Raw genomic sequence first — 15,391 nt, 5'->3', positions numbered from 1 at the left:
GCGGCGGGGCGGGCGGGGTGGCGCCCGGAGACTCGGTGAGCAGAAGACGTCGGGTGCGGGCGAACGACCCGACGTCTTCTGCTCACGAAGTGATGCGGTCGACGTCCGGCGCGGGCTCGGCACCGTGGTGGAGCGCCGTCAGGTACAACCGGTGCGCCGTGATCACGAGGGCGAGCCAGGCGAGTCCGAGCGCCCACGCCGCCAGGACATCCGTCAGCCAGTGGTGCCCGAGGAACACCCGCGACGCCCCGACCGACAGCACGAACAGGGTGCCCACGACGATCGTCCACACCCGGGTGACGACGCGCGACTGCCGCAGGAGCAGCAGGTACACGATGGTGCCCACGATCACCGTGGAGTTGAGCGTGTGACCGGACGGGAACGACGGCGACGTCTCGTACGGCGGCACCGCGTCGGACAGCGGCGGACGGGCGCGACCGATGAGGTCCTTGCCCGCGATCGTCATGAGCAGCGAGCCACCGCTCGCCGCCACGAGGAGCACCAGCGGCGTCCACGCACGACGCTGGATCGTGAAGCCGACCAGGAACCCGAGCGCGACGATCGGCATCCCGATCGTGCCGGCGATGTCCGTCCACCACGTGACGAGGGTGTCGGCCGTGGGTGATCGGAGCGTGAGGGCCCAGTCGAGGACCGGTCGGTCGAGCACCGCGACGTCGTCGGCTTCCCGGACGGCGTCGTAGACCTCGGAGGCGATCCACGTGGCGAGGACGGCGACGCCCAGGCCGATGGCGAGGGTCAGCAGCAGCACCGGCATGGCGCCGAAGCGCTTGCCGAGCGCAGTCCACGCAGCGGCGACGCTGCGGCCGACGCGGGAGCGCCAGCGGGTCAGGTCGACTTCGCCGACGGTGCGGTCGGCGGCGTCCCCGCGTTCGGTGTGCATCCGTCCACCCTGCCCGAAGCCGCCGGGAGCCGTCCCGGCTGCTTCAGTCCTTCGCCTCCGAGTACGCCCCGACCACCCCCACCGACAGCGGGAACGTCACCGGGAAGTCCTGGAACAACAGCCGTCCGGCGTCGACGGCGGCCTCCCTGATCTGCGTCGCCACCCACTCCGCGTGCTCCTCCGGAGCGTGCACCACGATCTCGTCGTGCACGAAGAACACCAGGTGCGGCCCGTCCGTCACGGCTCCGGGGAACCGCGCGAGCAGCCGCGAGCGCAGGGACCCCATCCACGCGAGTGCCCACTCGGCCGCGGTCCCCTGCACCACGAAGTTCCGGGTGAACCGCCCCCAGCTCCGGGCACGGGACTCGACCGCACGCTGCATCGCCGGGGTCCCCTCGACCGTGTACGCCTGGTTCCGGGCCTCGAACCACGAGTCCTCGGGCACCGGTGACGTCCGCCCGAGCAGCGTCGTCACCGGCTCGCCGCGCTCCCCCGCACGCGCGGCCCGTTCCACCATGTCGAGCGCCTGCGGGAACGCCCGGACCAGGCGTGGCACGAGCCGACCGCCCTCGCCCTGGGTCGCCCCGTACATCGCACCGAGCATCGCCACCTTGGCCTGCTGCCGGGTCTCGACTGCACCCGAGGCCACCACGCCGTCGTACAGGTCGCGCCCGTCGCCGGCCGAGGCCATCGCCCGGTCGCCGGACATCGCGGCGAGCACCCGGGGCTCCAGCTGCGCGGCGTCCGCCACGACGAGCTTCCACCCGGGGTCGGCGATGACCGCGCCGCGGATGCCCTTCGGCAGCTGCATCGCTCCCCCGCCGTCGGCCGCCCAGCGCCCGGTGACGACACCGCCGACGACGTACTTCGGGTGGAACCGTCCGTCGCGGATCCAGTCGTCGAGCCAGGTCCAGCCGTTGGCGGTGAGCAGTCGCGCCAGGCGCTTGTACTCGAGCAGCGGCTCGATGACGGGGTGCTCGATCTCCTGCAGCTCCCACTTCCGCGTGCTCGTGACCATCAGCCCGGCCCGGCGCAGCGACTTCAGGACGTCGGCAGGTGAGTCCGGGTTGAGCCCGGGGTCGTCGAGGCGCTCGCGCACGACGGCGGCGATCTCCTCGAGGCGTCGCGGACGCACCCCGTAGGGCACGCGCGGCCCGAGGGCGCCCTCGAGCAGCCGCTCGTGCACGTCGGCACGCCACGGCAGCCCGGCGTGCAGCATCTCGGCCGCCACGAGCGCCCCGGCCGACTCCGCGGTGAGCAGCAGGCGGAGCGCACCCGGAGCGCTCGACCCCGCCAGTGCGGCGAGTTGGGCGCGGAACTCCGCCACCGGGTCGACCTCGTCGTCGGGCGCAGCGGCGGTGAACAGGGCGTCGTCGAAGAGCTGGGCCTGCGTCGGTCGGACCACGCGGGGTTCGGCGACCGGGGCGTCCAGGGCGTCGGGCGGCGCAGCGGCGAGCGCGGATCCCCGTGCAGCGAGCGCGGCCCGCAGGACACGACGACCGAGGCGCAGGTCGACGCAACGTCCGACACGCCCGCCAGCGGCGAGCACGGCCGGGTACCAGCGCGCGGTGTCGTCCCACACCCAGCGCACGCCCGGTGCGTCGTGGGCCGCGACGAAGGCCGGGAGGCCCGGTTCGTCCAGGCGGACCGGCTCACCCCCGGCGGTCCCCGCGTCGGTCAGGGGCGTCGCGAGGACGCCGCCTTCGACGCGGCGGAGGACGAGGTGCACGACACGATCATGCCGTGCCCCACCGACCCCGACGCACCAGGGCCGGATCGGGTGTCACTCGCCGGGTCGGACCGCCGCGGTGTCGGCGACGTCGATGCGGACGTCGCCGTCCTCGGCACGCGAGACCTCGACCCGGGGATCGGCGTCGTGCTCGTCGGATCCGGACATGCGGCGGAACGTGTCCTGTCGGCGTTCCTCGAACGTCATGTCGACGCCGTCGTCGAGGTGGTCGTGGTCGGGCTTCGTCATGCCGTGCACGGTACGCGGCCGGGGCTGCGGGTGGTCACGCGACCGGTGCGGAGCCGGCCCGCTCGGTCCAGTGCCCACCGCTCGCCCACCGGTCGAGCACGGCCGCGCGCAACCGACCGGACGGCGCCGCGGACCGAGCGGTCGCCAGCGGCACCCCGAAGACGAACTTCGCGACGCTGGCGTCCCCCTCGGTCGCGTCGTGCTCCCCCGGCGGGACGAGACGGAAGCGCCGGGCGAAGCGCACGAGGTTGGCATCGGGACCGAGCGCGGCCGGCAGCCCCGGATCGAGCATCCAGGAGCGGCACTGCCACCGGTCGGCAGCCAGCTCCGGCGCGAGGCCGCGCAGGACCTCGGGCGCGCGGGCGAACGAGCGGTCGCAGGCCACCGGGTCGAGCGGCCCGGTCTCCGGCACGTGCACACCCCAGGCCGGTGTGCCGTCCGCCAGGTGGTCGCCGAGTTCGAACTGGAGGCGCCCCACGGCCACCACACGCCCGGTCACCACGGCGACGAGCCACTCCACCCCGGTGCCGTGCAGCCCGTAGCGCCCGAGCTTGCGGTCGACGTCGGCGACGGAGGCCTCGGCGAGCGCGCGCGGGAGGCCCCGCTCCGCGAGGGCGTCGGCGCTCTCCGGCACCGCGGCGCGGAGCGCCGCCACCAGCAGCGCGTCCCGCTCCGCGGACCCGGCGTCGGCGACGGTGGCGGCCAGTTCGGCCGCCACCGTCGCGGAGTCGTCCGGTGACCCCACGGCGGCGGCGAGGACCGCGACGGACGCGGGACGGGCCTCCAGGCCGGGGGTCGCGGTGGTCACTTCAGACCGGACGACGCGAGCCCGTCCATCACCCGACGCTGCAGCACGACGAACATGATGAGGACCGGCGCCATCGCCATCAGGCTGGCGGCCATCAGCACCGGGTAGTCGATCGTGCGGTCACTCGACAGCGTCGCGAGGCCGGCGGCGAGCGGCATGTCCTCGGCGCGGGTGGAGACCACGAGCGGCCAGAGCAGCTCGTTCCACGACCACAGCACGGTCGTGATCGCGAGCACACTGATCGAGGGACGGGCCAGGGGCAGCATGATCCGCCAGAACGTCTGGAACGGGTTCGCGCCGTCCATCCGCGCTGCTTCTTCGAGCTCGGGCGGCATGTTCAGGAACGCGGTCCGCATCAGGAACGTGCCGAAGGCACTGAACAGCCCGGGCGCGACGATCCCCATCAGGGTGTCGAGCCAGCCGAGCCCCTGCACGATCTGGTACTGCGAGATCAGGTAGACCTGCGAGGGCACGAGCAGGATCGACAGCACGATCGCGAGCAGAGCCGCCCGTCCGCGGAACCGCATCCGAGCGAAGGCGTACCCGGCGAGCGTGCACAGGACGATCTGCGCGAGCGTGCGGATGATCGTGACGTACACCGAGGTGCCGAGCTGGCTGAGGAACGGGAGTCGTTCGAAGACCTGCGCGTAGTTCTGCCACTGCAGCTCCCCCGGCCAGAAGACCGGCGTGACGGACTGCACCTGCGCGTTCGTGGACAGCGACATGATGATCTGCCACAGGAACGGGAACGCCATCGCGAACCCGCCGACGCCGAGCACGACGTGGATCCACCAGTGGCTGCCGCCGCGACGGCCGGGCCGGCGTGCGGCCCGAGGAGGTGTGACGGTGGCGGTCATCCCTGCACCCACTTCCGTTGGACACGGAACTGCACGAGCGTGACGATGCCGATGAGCAGGAAGATCACCATGGCGATCGCGGCCGCGAAGCCCTTGTCGTTGTCGATGAACCCGGCGCTGTAGAAGTAGAAGACGAGCGACATCGTCTTCGGGATCACCGGGTTGGTGCTGCCGAGGATCGCGTACAGCAGGTCGAAGAGCTGGAAGCTCGAGATCGTCGTGACGATCACCACGAAGAAGATGCTCGGGCTGAGCAACGGCACGGTCACCGAGCGGAACTGCCGCCACCGGCTCGCGCCGTCGAGCTCCGCTGCCTCGTAGAGCTCCGGCGGGATGTCCTTGAGCCCGGCGCCGAGGATGATCATCGAGAACCCGAGGGACGACCAGAGGCCGACCAGGCTCACCGCGATCAGGGCGAAGCCCGGGGTCGAGATCCAGTACGGGCCGTCGATGCCGAAGCTCCCGAGGAACCAGTTCACGATGCCGTAGTCGCCGTTGTACATGATGCGCCAGACCAGGGCGATCGCCGCGGGCATGGCGACGTACGGCAGGAAGAAGAGCACCCGGTAGAACTGGGCGAACCGCAGCCCCGGGGTGTTCAGCAGACTGGCGAGCCACACCGCGATCGGGATCCCGGCGAGGACGATCACGGTGTAGATCACCGTGTTGAGCAGCGACTGGTAGAGCTGCGGGTCACCGACGAGCCGGACGTAGTTGGCGACGCCGGTGAACGTGGCGCCCCCGAAGACACCCCAGCTGGTGAACGAGTACCAGAACGTCTGGATGATCGGCCAGATGTAGAACGTGCCGACGCCGACGAGCAAGGGGAGCACGAAGAGCCACGGCCACCAGCCGTCGGTCCGTCGTGGTGCTCGACCGCCGCCGGGTCGCGGCGCGGGGCCGCCCCGCCCGGACGAACGTGTCGTCCGGGCGGGGGTGACTGCGGCCGGGGGCCGCTCGGTGTTGATCGTCACGCGCGGGTCCTACTTTTCCTTGGCGAGGGCGGCGTCCATCTTCTGTGCGAGGTCCTCTGCCACCTGGTCGACGGGCTTCGACCCGTCGAAGGCACTCGGCAGCAGGGTGGTCTCGAGGGTGTTCCAGGCGGCGGTGTTCTTCGACACCGGCAGCGGCTTCGCGTAGTCCACCGCGTCGAGGAACACCTGCAGGTCGGCGTCGGGCATCGTCTTCGTGAAGGCACTCTGCGTGCCCTCGTACGCCGGGATGACCGCGCCCATGTCGCCCTGCTGCTGCTGCGCCGTCTTGCCCGCGAGGTAGACCTGCAGCGCCTGGGCGGCGGCCTTGTCCTTGCTCGCCTCGGACACGACGTTCGAGACACCGTGGATGACGGTCGCCTGCTCCTTGCCCTTCGGCAGCGGGTAGGCGACGACGTCCTTCTCGAGCTCGGTGCCGGTCAGCGCGGAGCGGAACCAGCTGCCGCCCTGGTACATCGCGAGCTTGCCCGAGGTGAACCACTGGTCGGCCGTCGTGTCGGTGAGCTGCTTGATCGAGGGCGATGCCCCCGAGTCGATCAGGTCGGTCCAGAACTGCAGGCCGTCCTCGGAGGCCTTCGTGGCGTACTCGGACTCGGTGCCGTCCGCGTTCACGACGGATCCCCCGGCCTGCAGGATCGTGTTGTAGTAGGTCGTCTGGCCGTCCATGCCGCCGGCTGCCCCGTAGGCACCCTTCGCCTTCAGCTTCTCGGACAGCTCGGCGCCGGTCTGCTGGAAGTCGTCCCAGGTCCAGTCCTTGGACGGCAGGTCCATGCCTGCCTGCTCGAACAGTGACCTGTTGACCCAGACACCGATGGTGTCGAAGTCCTTCGGCACGCCGTACTGGGTGTCGTCGTGCGTGTACAGGTCGTTGAGCGCGCTCGAGTACTTCGACGCGTCGATGTCACCCGACTCGACCTCGCCGGTGATCGGCGCGAGCTTGCCGTTGGCCGCGTACAGCTGGAAGTTCGGGCCGTTCATCCAGAACAGGTCGGGCAGGGTGTCGCTCGAGCCCTGGGTCTGCAGCTTCGTCCAGTAGTTGGCGTACGGCGTGACGTCGACGCTGACCTTGATGTCCGGGTACTCCTCGTTGAAGCCCTTCAGGTTGGCCTTGATCGCCTTGACCTGGTTCTCGTCCCAGACGGCGTAGGTCAGGGACGCCTTGGTGTCCTTCGGCGCCGCTTCGTAGTCGCCACCGGAGCCGGACGCCCCGGACGACGAGGAGCAGCCGGCCAGGAGTGCGGCCGCGCCGAGGGCGGCGACGGCGCCGAGGAGGACGCGGCGCACGCCGGTTCCTCGGGTGGGGATGTGTGCGGTCATCGGGGTGTCCTTTCGCACGGCCGTCAGGAGCCGACGGTCTGGGCGGGATGCGGGGTGGAGGGGGTGGAACGGGTGAAGTGCGCGATGGTGTCGGCCGGCAGTGGGGGGACGTCGATGGGGACGGACCCGTTGCGGAGCGAGCGCGTGGCCAGCGCGCCGGCGGCGACCGCGGCACGGGCCGCGATCGGGGAGAGCTCCGACGGTTCGCCGAACGCGACGGACCGCAGGAACTCGGTCATGGTGAGCAGGTCGGCGTCGGCGTGACCGTCCTCGACGCCGTCGATCGGGTACTCGCGGTCCCCCGCCGTGTCCCATCCCCGGCGGTGCGTCCAGACCTTCACGACGCCACCACCGGTGTCGCCGATGTTCTCGAGGCGTCCCTCGGTGCCGATGACGGTGTAGTTCCGCCAGTAGTCCGGGGTGAAGTGGCACTGCTCGTAGCTGGCCTGCACCCCGTTGTCGAGCGTCATCATCACCATCGAGACGTCCTCGACGTCGACGACGGGGTTCAGCCCGGTCTGGGCGAGCGGCGGCCAGTTGTCGTGGGAGAACCAGTCCCCCATGAGCTCGCCGCTGCGGTCGCGCCGGTCGGTGACGTCGCCGTAGACCGACAGCGACCCCATGCCGACGACCCGGGCGGTGTCACCCCCGCCGAGCGCGTGGATGACGTCGAGGTCGTGGCTCGCCTTCTGCAGCAGCAGGGAGTTCACCTTGCTGCGGTCGGCGTGCCAGTCCTTGAAGTAGTAGTCACCGCCGTTGCCGACGAAGTGCCGGCACCAGACGGCCTTGACCTGGCCGATCTCGCCGCGGGCCACGATCTCGCGCATCAGGCGGACGACGGCGGCGTGCCGGAAGTTGTGCCCGACGTACAGCGGCGTGCCGGTCTCCGCCGCGGTGTTCAGGACGGCGTCGGCGTCCTCGACCGTGATGGCCAGCGGCTTCTCGAGGTAGACGGCGATGCCCGCGCGGAGCAGGTCGATCGCGATCTCGGCGTGGGTCCAGTCCGGCGTGGTGACGATGGCCGCGTCGACGTGGCCGGTGAGGTCACGGTGGTGTTCGACCACCAGGGCGTCCGGGTACTCGTCGTGCCCACGATCGCGGCCGGCCGCGGTGACGTCCGCGACGGCCACGACCCGGGCGTGCAGCGACGGGTCGTCGGCAGTTGCCTCGGCCACGTGGCGCGCGATGGCGGACCGCTGGCCCATCCCGATCACCGCGACGCGGAGTCCTGCGTTGTCAGCGCCCATGCTCATCGCTCCCTTGCGTGAATGTGACGCCCATGATGCCGAATCGATCATGAATGCACAATAGGCGCTCACAGATCGCTCACGCATCCGTGCCGGGGAGGGTTTTACACGATCGAAACGTCCGGACCGTTCCGGGGTGGCCGCAGGGGGCGCTCAGTCGGCGACGACGAGCTCCACGCCGGCGCTGGCCAGGTCGGCGGCGAACGAGGCCGGCACCGGCCGGTCGGTGACCAGGACGTCGATGCGGTCGAGCGGGCAGATCCGGGCGAAGGTCGACCGTTCGATCTTGGTCGAGTCGGCGACCACGACGACCCGTCGCCCGACGGAGGCGAAGTGGCGGCTGACCTCGGCCTCGCCCTCGTGCATGGTCGTCGCACCGTACTGGCCGGTGAGCCCGTCGACGCCGAGCACCACGAGGTCGAGGGCGAACTCGTCCAGGGTGTCCCGGACGAGCGGCCCGACGAGCTCGTAGGACTGCCGCCGCGCCACACCACCGGTGACCACGATCTTCACGTTGGCGCGGACGGACAGCTCGTACCCGACGTTCAGGGCGTTCGTCACGATCGTGATGCCGAACTCGCCGTCGGCGCGGATGAACCGCTCGCTCTTGCCGAGTTCACGCGCGACCTCGGTCGTGGTCGTCCCGCCGTTGAGCCCGACGGTCTCCCCCGGCTGCACCAACCGGGCGGCCGCGCGGGCGATCGCCGTCTTCGCCTCGGCCTGCCGGGCGATCTTGTACTGCAGCGGGAGCTCGTACCCGGCGCCGAGTGCTGCCGCTCCCCCGTGCGTGCGCGTGACGAGCCGCTGGTCAGCGAGGGTCGCGAGGTCACGGCGGGCCGTGGCGGCGGAGATCCCGAGCAGCTCCCCGATCTCGGCGATCGACACGTTGCCGCGTTCGCTCACCAGTTCGAGCAGGGCGTTCAGCCGCTGTTGGGGGGTCATGACGGTCATCCTACGGCGTCACCACCGTCGCACGGTGATCGGAAATGACGTTTTCCCCTTCCCTTGCGCACGATCGCTCGCTACGCTTCCTGATCATCGATCACCCGGATCGATCCGGACCCGGAAGGCTCCCATGACCGACACCTTCGTGAGCGCTGAACTGGCCTCGCAGCCGGAGACCTGGCGTGCAGCCGCCGCGCTCCTGCCGACCTTCGCCGATGCGCTCCCCCAGCCGGGCGAGCGCGTGGCCGTGATCGGCTGCGGCACGAGCTGGTTCATCGCCATGAGCTACGCCGTCGCGCGTGAGCAGGCGGGCCTCGGCGTGACCGATGCCTTCGCCGGGTCCGAGTACCCGGCGTCCCGCGAGTACGACCGCGTGCTCATGATCAGCCGCTCGGGCACGACGACCGAGATCGTCGACCTGCTGCAGGCCCTGCCGTCCCAGCGGACCGTCCTGATCACGGCGGTCGCCGACAGCCCCGCCGCGGCCGTCGCCGACCAGGTGGTCGCCCTGCCCTTCGCCGACGAGCGCTCGGTCGTCCAGACCCGCTTCGCGACCACGACGCTCGCGCTGCTGCGGGCGTCCATCGGTGACGACGTCGACGCCCTCGCAGCCCAGGCCGAGACCGCGCTGACGGTGCTCATCGACGACCTGCTCGACGCCGAGCAGGTCTCGTTCGTCGGTCGTGGGGCCGCCGTCGGCCTGACGTTCGAAGCCGCGCTGAAGACGCGTGAGGCGGCGCAGTTCTGGGCCGAGTCCTACCCGGCGATGGACTACCGGCACGGTCCCATCGCGATCGCCCAGCCCGGCCGGCTCGTCTGGTCGCTCGGCACTGCGCCCGAGGGCCTGGCCGACGAGGTCGCCGCCACCGGTGCTCGCTTCGTCCAGCACGACCTCGACCCGATAGCCGGACTCGTCGTCGTGCACCGGTTCGCCGTCGCCCTGGCCGAGGGACGCGGGCTCGACCCGGACAACCCCCGGTCGCTCACCCGGTCGGTCATCCTCACCTGATGGGTGGCGCAGGCGCGGTGCTCGGGGTCGACGTCGGCGGCACGGGCATCAAGACCCGGCTGACGACGGCCGACGGACTCGTCCTCGACGAGACCCGGGTACCGACGCCGCGCGACGACCCTGACGCGGGGCGCCTCGCCGCCGTCGTCGCCGAACTGGCCGCACAGGCCACGCGACGGGCGCCGCTCGGAGCCATCGGGGTGGTGACCCCCGGCGTCGTCGACGAGACCCGCGGCACCGTGGACCTGTCCGTCAACCTCGGATGGCGCGACGTCCCGGTACGTGACCTCGTCCGCGCCGAGCTCCTGCGGCAGGGGATCGACGTGCCGCTCGCCTTCGGCCACGACGTCCGCGCCGGCGCCCTGGCCGAGGTCCGGGCCGGTGACCCGGCGCTCTCGCAGGGGTCGGTCTCGTTCGTGCCGGTCGGCACCGGGCTCGCGAGCGCCCTGGTGGTCGACGGCGTCGTCGTGTCCGGCGGTGGCTGGGCGGGGGAGATCGGGCAGGTCCGGATCCAGACCGGTCCGCACGCGGGCCACCGCGTCGAGGAGATCGCGTCCGCCGGGGGAGTCGCACGTCGTTCCGGCGCTCCGTCCGCGCACGCCGCCATGCTCCTGGTCCGCCAGGGCGACCCCGCAGCCCGTGCGGTCTGGGACGACTGCGTCGGGGTCCTGGCCGACGCACTCGCCTGGACCTCCACGGTCGCCGGGGTCCACACGATCATCGTCGGCGGGGGACTCGCCGAGTCGGGCCCGCTGCTGCTCGACCCGCTGCGCGACGCCGTCACGGAGCGGCTGCAGGGCGTCCGTGTCCCCGTCATCGTTCCCGCCCGGCACGGCGACGCAGCCGGCGCCATCGGAGCAGGGATCCTCGCACGCGCGCTGCTCGAGACCGAGACCGGGGTCCTGCTGTGACCACCCTCGTCCGGGCCCATCGCATCGTCACGGCCCAGGCAGACCTGCACGACGGCTGGCTCGTCATCGGTGACGACGACACCGTGCTGGCGACCGGCACCGGGTCCCCGATGCGCACGGACACCGCCGTCACCGTCGACGGCGCGATCGTGCCCGGGTTCGTCGACCTGCACGCCCACGGGGCGCTCGGACACGACTTCTCCGTGTGCTCCGCCGAGGACGCCCGTGCCGCCGCTGCACACCACCGGTCACGGGGCACGACCGCCCTGGTCGGATCCATCGCCACGGGCCAGCGCGCGGACACCGTGGCGGCTCTCGCCCGGCTCCGGCCGCTCGTCGCGGACGGCACGCTCGCCGGCCTGCACCTGGAGGGGCCGTGGCTCGCGCCCGCCCGTCGCGGGGCGCACCGCGTGGACCTGCTGCACGCCCCGGACCCCGCCGAGGTCGACGCCTACTGCGACGCCGCGGGTGGCGCCCTGCGGATCGTCACGCTCGCGCCGGAGTTGCCGGGTGCACTCGACGTCGTCGCCCGTTTCGTCGAAGCCGGGGTCGTCGTCGCCATCGGCCACACCGACGCCACCGCCGAGCAGACCCGCCGTGCGATCGACGCCGGAGCCTCGCTCGTCACCCACCTGTTCAACGGGATGCCCCCGCTGCACCACCGTGCGCCCGGGCCGGTCGGGGTCGCGCTCTCCGACGACCGTGTGCTGCTCGAGTGCATCGTCGACGGCCACCACCTCGACCCCGTGGCGGTCACCCTCGTGCAGCGCAGTGCTCCGGGCCGGATGGTCCTGGTCTCCGACGCCATGGCCGCGACCGGCTGCCCCGACGGCGCGTACACGGTCGCCGGCTCGGCGGTGACCGTCCGCGACGGGCTCGCCGTGCTCGCCGATGGTTCATCGCTGGCGGGCAGCACGATCACGGTCGCCGACGCCGTCCGCCGCCTGCTCGACGCGGGGACCGACCTACCCGAGGTCGTCGCGGCGTCCGCGGGGCGTGCGGCACACCTGCTCGGGGCTCCGGCACCACTCAGCGTGGGCGCCCCCGCCGACCTGGTCGTGCTCGACCCGGAGCGCGGCAGCGTCCGAGCCCTGCCGACGGCGGTGGTCGCATGATCCTCGTCGTCACCCCGAACCCGGCCGTCGACGTGACCTACCGGGTCGCCGAACAGCGCATCGGCGAGACCCAGCGCGTGCTCGAGGTCCAGCGGCGCCCCGGCGGCAAGGGCCTGAACGTCGGGCGGGTCCTCGCCGCCACCGGCACGCCGACCCACGCCGTGCTACCCCTCGGCGGCGACGGCGGGCACTGGATCACCCACGCCCTCGACGACCTCGGGCTCGTCCACACCGACGTCGCCGTCCGTGGTGAGACCCGCACGACCGTGACGGTGGTGGACGACCTCGCCCACCCGACGATGTTCGGCGAGCCCGGCCCCGTGCTCAGCCCAGCCGAGTGGGACACGGTCACCGCCGCGGTCGAGACGCTCCTCGACGGTGGTGTCGGTGCCGGCGGTGCCGACGGTGCCGCCGATGCCCTGCCCGCAGCTGCCCTGGTCGTGTCGGGCTCCCTGCCCCGCGACACCGATCCCACGGTCATCGCCCGCTGGGTCACCGCCGCTCGACGTCGCCGTGTGCTCTCGGTGGTCGACTGCTCGGGCACGGCGCTGCTGGCGGCCGCCTCGGCCGGGGCGACGGTCTGCAAGCCCAACCGCGAGGAACTGCTCGAGGCCACGGGCACCGACGACGAGCGCTCGGGGGCACTCCGGCTCCTCGGACTCGGCGCGACGGTCGTCGTGGTGTCTCGCGGATCCGACGGCATCGCCGCCCACACCGCCGAGCACGTGCTCGAGGTGCCGGCGGTCCCCGGGGTCTCGGGCAACCCGACCGGCGCGGGTGACGCAGCGACCGCCGGGCTCGTGCGTGTCCTCGTCGGCGCTCGCAGCGTCCCGGCCCCCGACGACGCCACCCTGCTCCGAGCCCTGCGGTCCGCCGCCGCACACGGGGCCGCCGCCGTCCTCCAACCGGTGGCCGGCGCGGTCGACCCGGCAGACGTCCACCGCTTCCTGTCCACCCAGCCCGCTCCCGCCCACGACCGAACGAGGACCCCCGCATGATCACCGACCTCGCCCTCACCGGCCTGCTCGACACCGCCCGAACGGCACGCCGCGGGGTCGGTGCGTTCAACGTGGTGCTGCTCGAGCACGCCGAGGCGATCGTGTCCGGCGCCGAGCTGGCCGGGCTGCCGGTGATCCTGCAGATCAGCGAGAACTGCGTCCGGTACCACGGCGGCCTCGCACCGATCACGACCGCGACCCAGGCGGTCGCACGTGCCGCCGACGTCGAGGTCCTCGTGCACCTCGACCACATCGAGGATCCCGAGCTGGTCGCGGCCGGGGTCGAACTCGGCGTGGACTCGGTCATGTACGACGGTTCACACCTGGACTTCACCGCCAACGTGGCAGCGACCCGCGAGCTCGCCGCTCGGTGTCACGCCGCGGGTGTCGGGATCGAGGCCGAGCTCGGCGAGGTCGGCGGCAAAGACGGTGTGCACGCCCCCGGCGTCCGCACCGATCCGACCGACGCCGCCGCGTTCGTGGCCGACACCGGGGTCGATGCCCTGGCGGTCGCGGTGGGGACCTCGCACGCGATGCAGACCCGCGAGGCCTCGGTGGACCGCGACCTGGTCGAGCGCCTCCGTGCCGCGGTGCCGGTGCCGCTCGTGCTGCACGGGTCCTCGGGCCTGTCCGACGATGAACTCCGCGGCGCCGTGCACGCGGGGATGACGAAGATCAACATCTCGACGCACCTGAACGGCCTGTTCACCCGTGCGCTCCGCACCGTGCTCGACGAGCGACCGGACGTCGTCGACCCGCGCAAGTACGTGTCGGCGGGCCGGGACGCCATCGCCACCGAGACGGCGCGACTGCTGACGCTCCTGCACGCCTGACGCGCGAGCACGCGACCACGACGCTCAGCAGAGCGGGACGTTCACCGCGAGTCCGCCCATCGCGGTCTCCTTGTACTTCGACGACATGTCCGCCCCGGTCTGCCGCATCGTCTCGACGACCTGGTCGAGCGACACGTGGTGCACCCCGTCGCCGCGCAGGGCCATGCGGGCGGCGTTGATCGCCTTGTTCGCCGCGATCGCGTTCCGCTCGATGCACGGGATCTGCACCAGGCCGCCGATCGGGTCGCAGGTCAGCCCGAGGTTGTGCTCCATCGCGATCTCGGCGGCGTTCTCGACCTGTTCCGGCGTGCCCCCGAGGACCTCGGCGAGCCCCGCTGCCGCCATCGACGCGGCGGAGCCGACCTCGCCCTGGCAGCCGACCTCGGCGCCGGAGATCGACGCCCGTTCCTTGTAGATCGACCCGATCGCCCCGGCGGTGAGCAGGAACCGCACGACGGCATCGTCGCGTTCGGCGGCGGGAGCGTCGGCGACCGTGGGCACGTACGTGAGCGCGTAGTACAGCACCGCGGGGATGATGCCGGCTGCGCCGTTCGTCGGGGCGGTGACGACGCGGCCTCCGGTGGCGTTCTCCTCGTTGACCGCCATGGCGACGAGGTTCACCCACTCCATCGCGAACAGCGGGTCGTGGTCGGGGTCCTCGCGGGTGAGCTGCTCGTGCCAGGTGGCGGCGCGACGGCGGACGTCGAGCCCGCCGGGCAGGCACCCGCCCCTGCGGACGGACCGGTCGACGCACGACTCCATCACGCCGTGGATGCCCAGCAGTCCGGAGCGGATCTCGGCGTCCGTCCGGGTGACCGCCTCGTTCGCCAGGGCGACGCCGCTGATCGGCAGGCCCGAACCGGCACACGCGGCGAGCAGCTCGGCGCCGCTCGAGAACGGGTGGGGCACGGCGTCGTCGACCGGGATCGCGGCACCGGCGACGGCCGCCGACGCGTCCGTCGCCGGCTCGGCCGCCTCGTCCCGCGCGATGAACCCGCCACCGATCGAGTAGTAGGTCTCGTCGGCCAGATCGGTCCCGTCGGCGTCACGGGCGCGCAGCCGCATGGCGTTCGGGTGCCGGGGCAGCATCGTCAGGGGGTGCAGGACGATGTCGGCGAGGCGGAACGGCACGCTCGCACCGCCGTCGAGCCGCAGGACACCGTCGCGCTCCAGCGCGTCGAGCGCGAAGACCATGGCATCGGGGTCGACGGTCTCCGGGTGCGACCCCATGAGCCCGGCGACGACGGCACCGAGGGTACCGTGACCCTGCCCGGTCGACGCGAGGGACCCGTACAGGTCGACCACCACGGACGTGACGGGCAGGCCACGGACGAGCGTGGCGAACTCGGCACCGGCCCGCATCGGGCCGACGGTGTGCGAGCTCGAGGGGCCGACACCGACGCTGAACAGATCGAAGACGGAGACCGGCACGCCGCCACACTAACCCGTCCGGACGGACCGGTGCTCAGCGCCGAGGCTC

The 15,391-nt window shown here is 72.2% G+C and carries 15 protein-coding genes; 5 read left to right on the top strand and 10 right to left on the bottom strand.

Annotated elements, in window-relative coordinates:
• Nucleotides 1-82 precede the first annotated feature (82 nt).
• From DEJ27_RS15500 to DEJ27_RS15460, 9 genes are all read right to left on the bottom strand, one after another.
• Nucleotides 83-901, bottom strand: a complete 819-nt coding sequence (locus DEJ27_RS15500) for a phosphatase PAP2 family protein (protein ID WP_110859425.1) — start codon at nucleotides 899-901, stop codon at nucleotides 83-85.
• Between the two features lie 43 nt (nucleotides 902-944).
• Nucleotides 945-2,630, bottom strand: a complete 1,686-nt coding sequence (locus DEJ27_RS15495; protein WP_111091371.1) for a bifunctional 3'-5' exonuclease/DNA polymerase — start codon at nucleotides 2,628-2,630, stop codon at nucleotides 945-947.
• 54 nt (nucleotides 2,631-2,684) lie between these two features.
• On the bottom strand, nucleotides 2,685-2,879 hold the full coding sequence (locus tag DEJ27_RS15490; RefSeq protein ID WP_017887924.1) for a hypothetical protein: 195 nt from the start codon (nucleotides 2,877-2,879) through the stop codon (nucleotides 2,685-2,687).
• A gap of 34 nt (nucleotides 2,880-2,913) precedes the next feature.
• The gene (locus DEJ27_RS15485; protein ID WP_111091370.1) at nucleotides 2,914-3,687 is read right to left on the bottom strand and encodes a hypothetical protein; all 774 of its coding nucleotides are present in this window, start codon (nucleotides 3,685-3,687) and stop codon (nucleotides 2,914-2,916) included.
• Nucleotides 3,684-4,544 (bottom strand): carbohydrate ABC transporter permease, encoded by an 861-nt coding sequence (locus tag DEJ27_RS15480; RefSeq protein WP_250893249.1) that lies wholly within the window; start codon nucleotides 4,542-4,544, stop codon nucleotides 3,684-3,686. The genes DEJ27_RS15485 and DEJ27_RS15480 overlap by 4 nt, the downstream gene beginning before the upstream one ends.
• A complete protein-coding gene (locus DEJ27_RS15475) occupies nucleotides 4,541-5,518 on the bottom strand; it encodes a carbohydrate ABC transporter permease (protein ID WP_111091369.1) in 978 nt (325 codons plus the stop codon). The genes DEJ27_RS15480 and DEJ27_RS15475 overlap by 4 nt, the downstream gene beginning before the upstream one ends.
• A gap of 9 nt (nucleotides 5,519-5,527) precedes the next feature.
• On the bottom strand, nucleotides 5,528-6,853 hold the full coding sequence (locus tag DEJ27_RS15470; protein WP_111091368.1) for a sugar ABC transporter substrate-binding protein: 1,326 nt from the start codon (nucleotides 6,851-6,853) through the stop codon (nucleotides 5,528-5,530).
• A 23-nt stretch (nucleotides 6,854-6,876) separates the two neighbouring features.
• A complete protein-coding gene (locus tag DEJ27_RS15465; RefSeq protein WP_111091367.1) occupies nucleotides 6,877-8,106 on the bottom strand; it encodes a Gfo/Idh/MocA family protein in 1,230 nt (409 codons plus the stop codon).
• Nucleotides 8,107-8,253: 147 nt separating this feature from the next.
• Nucleotides 8,254-9,042, bottom strand: coding sequence for a DeoR/GlpR family DNA-binding transcription regulator (locus DEJ27_RS15460; protein WP_181420018.1), 789 nt, complete (start codon nucleotides 9,040-9,042; stop codon nucleotides 8,254-8,256).
• A gap of 133 nt (nucleotides 9,043-9,175) precedes the next feature.
• Between DEJ27_RS15460 and DEJ27_RS15455 the strand changes: the two genes are divergently transcribed.
• Genes DEJ27_RS15455 through DEJ27_RS15435 form a run of 5 tightly spaced genes read left to right on the top strand, consistent with a single transcriptional unit; the run spans nucleotide 9,176 to nucleotide 13,911 of the window.
• The gene (locus DEJ27_RS15455; protein ID WP_110859418.1) at nucleotides 9,176-10,054 is read left to right on the top strand and encodes an SIS domain-containing protein; all 879 of its coding nucleotides are present in this window, start codon (nucleotides 9,176-9,178) and stop codon (nucleotides 10,052-10,054) included.
• The gene (locus tag DEJ27_RS15450) at nucleotides 10,054-10,965 is read left to right on the top strand and encodes an ROK family protein (RefSeq protein WP_110859417.1); all 912 of its coding nucleotides are present in this window, start codon (nucleotides 10,054-10,056) and stop codon (nucleotides 10,963-10,965) included. The genes DEJ27_RS15455 and DEJ27_RS15450 overlap by 1 nt, the downstream gene beginning before the upstream one ends.
• A complete protein-coding gene (nagA, locus tag DEJ27_RS15445; RefSeq protein ID WP_111091366.1) occupies nucleotides 10,962-12,080 on the top strand; it encodes an N-acetylglucosamine-6-phosphate deacetylase in 1,119 nt (372 codons plus the stop codon). The genes DEJ27_RS15450 and nagA overlap by 4 nt, the downstream gene beginning before the upstream one ends.
• The gene (locus DEJ27_RS15440; RefSeq protein WP_111091365.1) at nucleotides 12,077-13,078 is read left to right on the top strand and encodes a 1-phosphofructokinase family hexose kinase; all 1,002 of its coding nucleotides are present in this window, start codon (nucleotides 12,077-12,079) and stop codon (nucleotides 13,076-13,078) included. Before nagA ends, DEJ27_RS15440 begins: the two co-directional genes overlap by 4 nt.
• The gene (locus DEJ27_RS15435; RefSeq protein ID WP_181430175.1) at nucleotides 13,075-13,911 is read left to right on the top strand and encodes a class II fructose-bisphosphate aldolase; all 837 of its coding nucleotides are present in this window, start codon (nucleotides 13,075-13,077) and stop codon (nucleotides 13,909-13,911) included. Before DEJ27_RS15440 ends, DEJ27_RS15435 begins: the two co-directional genes overlap by 4 nt.
• A gap of 24 nt (nucleotides 13,912-13,935) precedes the next feature.
• On the opposite strand, the gene DEJ27_RS15430 is transcribed toward DEJ27_RS15435, so the two are convergent.
• Nucleotides 13,936-15,342, bottom strand: a complete 1,407-nt coding sequence (locus DEJ27_RS15430) for an L-serine ammonia-lyase (protein WP_111091364.1) — start codon at nucleotides 15,340-15,342, stop codon at nucleotides 13,936-13,938.
• Nucleotides 15,343-15,391: the final 49 nt, after the last annotated feature.

Source organism: Curtobacterium sp. MCPF17_018 (assembly GCF_003234135.1).
GTDB classification, from domain to species: Bacteria; Actinomycetota; Actinomycetes; order Actinomycetales; family Microbacteriaceae; genus Curtobacterium; species Curtobacterium flaccumfaciens.
The sequence above is the reverse complement of the archived record's forward strand: the minus strand, read 5'-3'. Positions and strand labels throughout refer to the sequence as shown.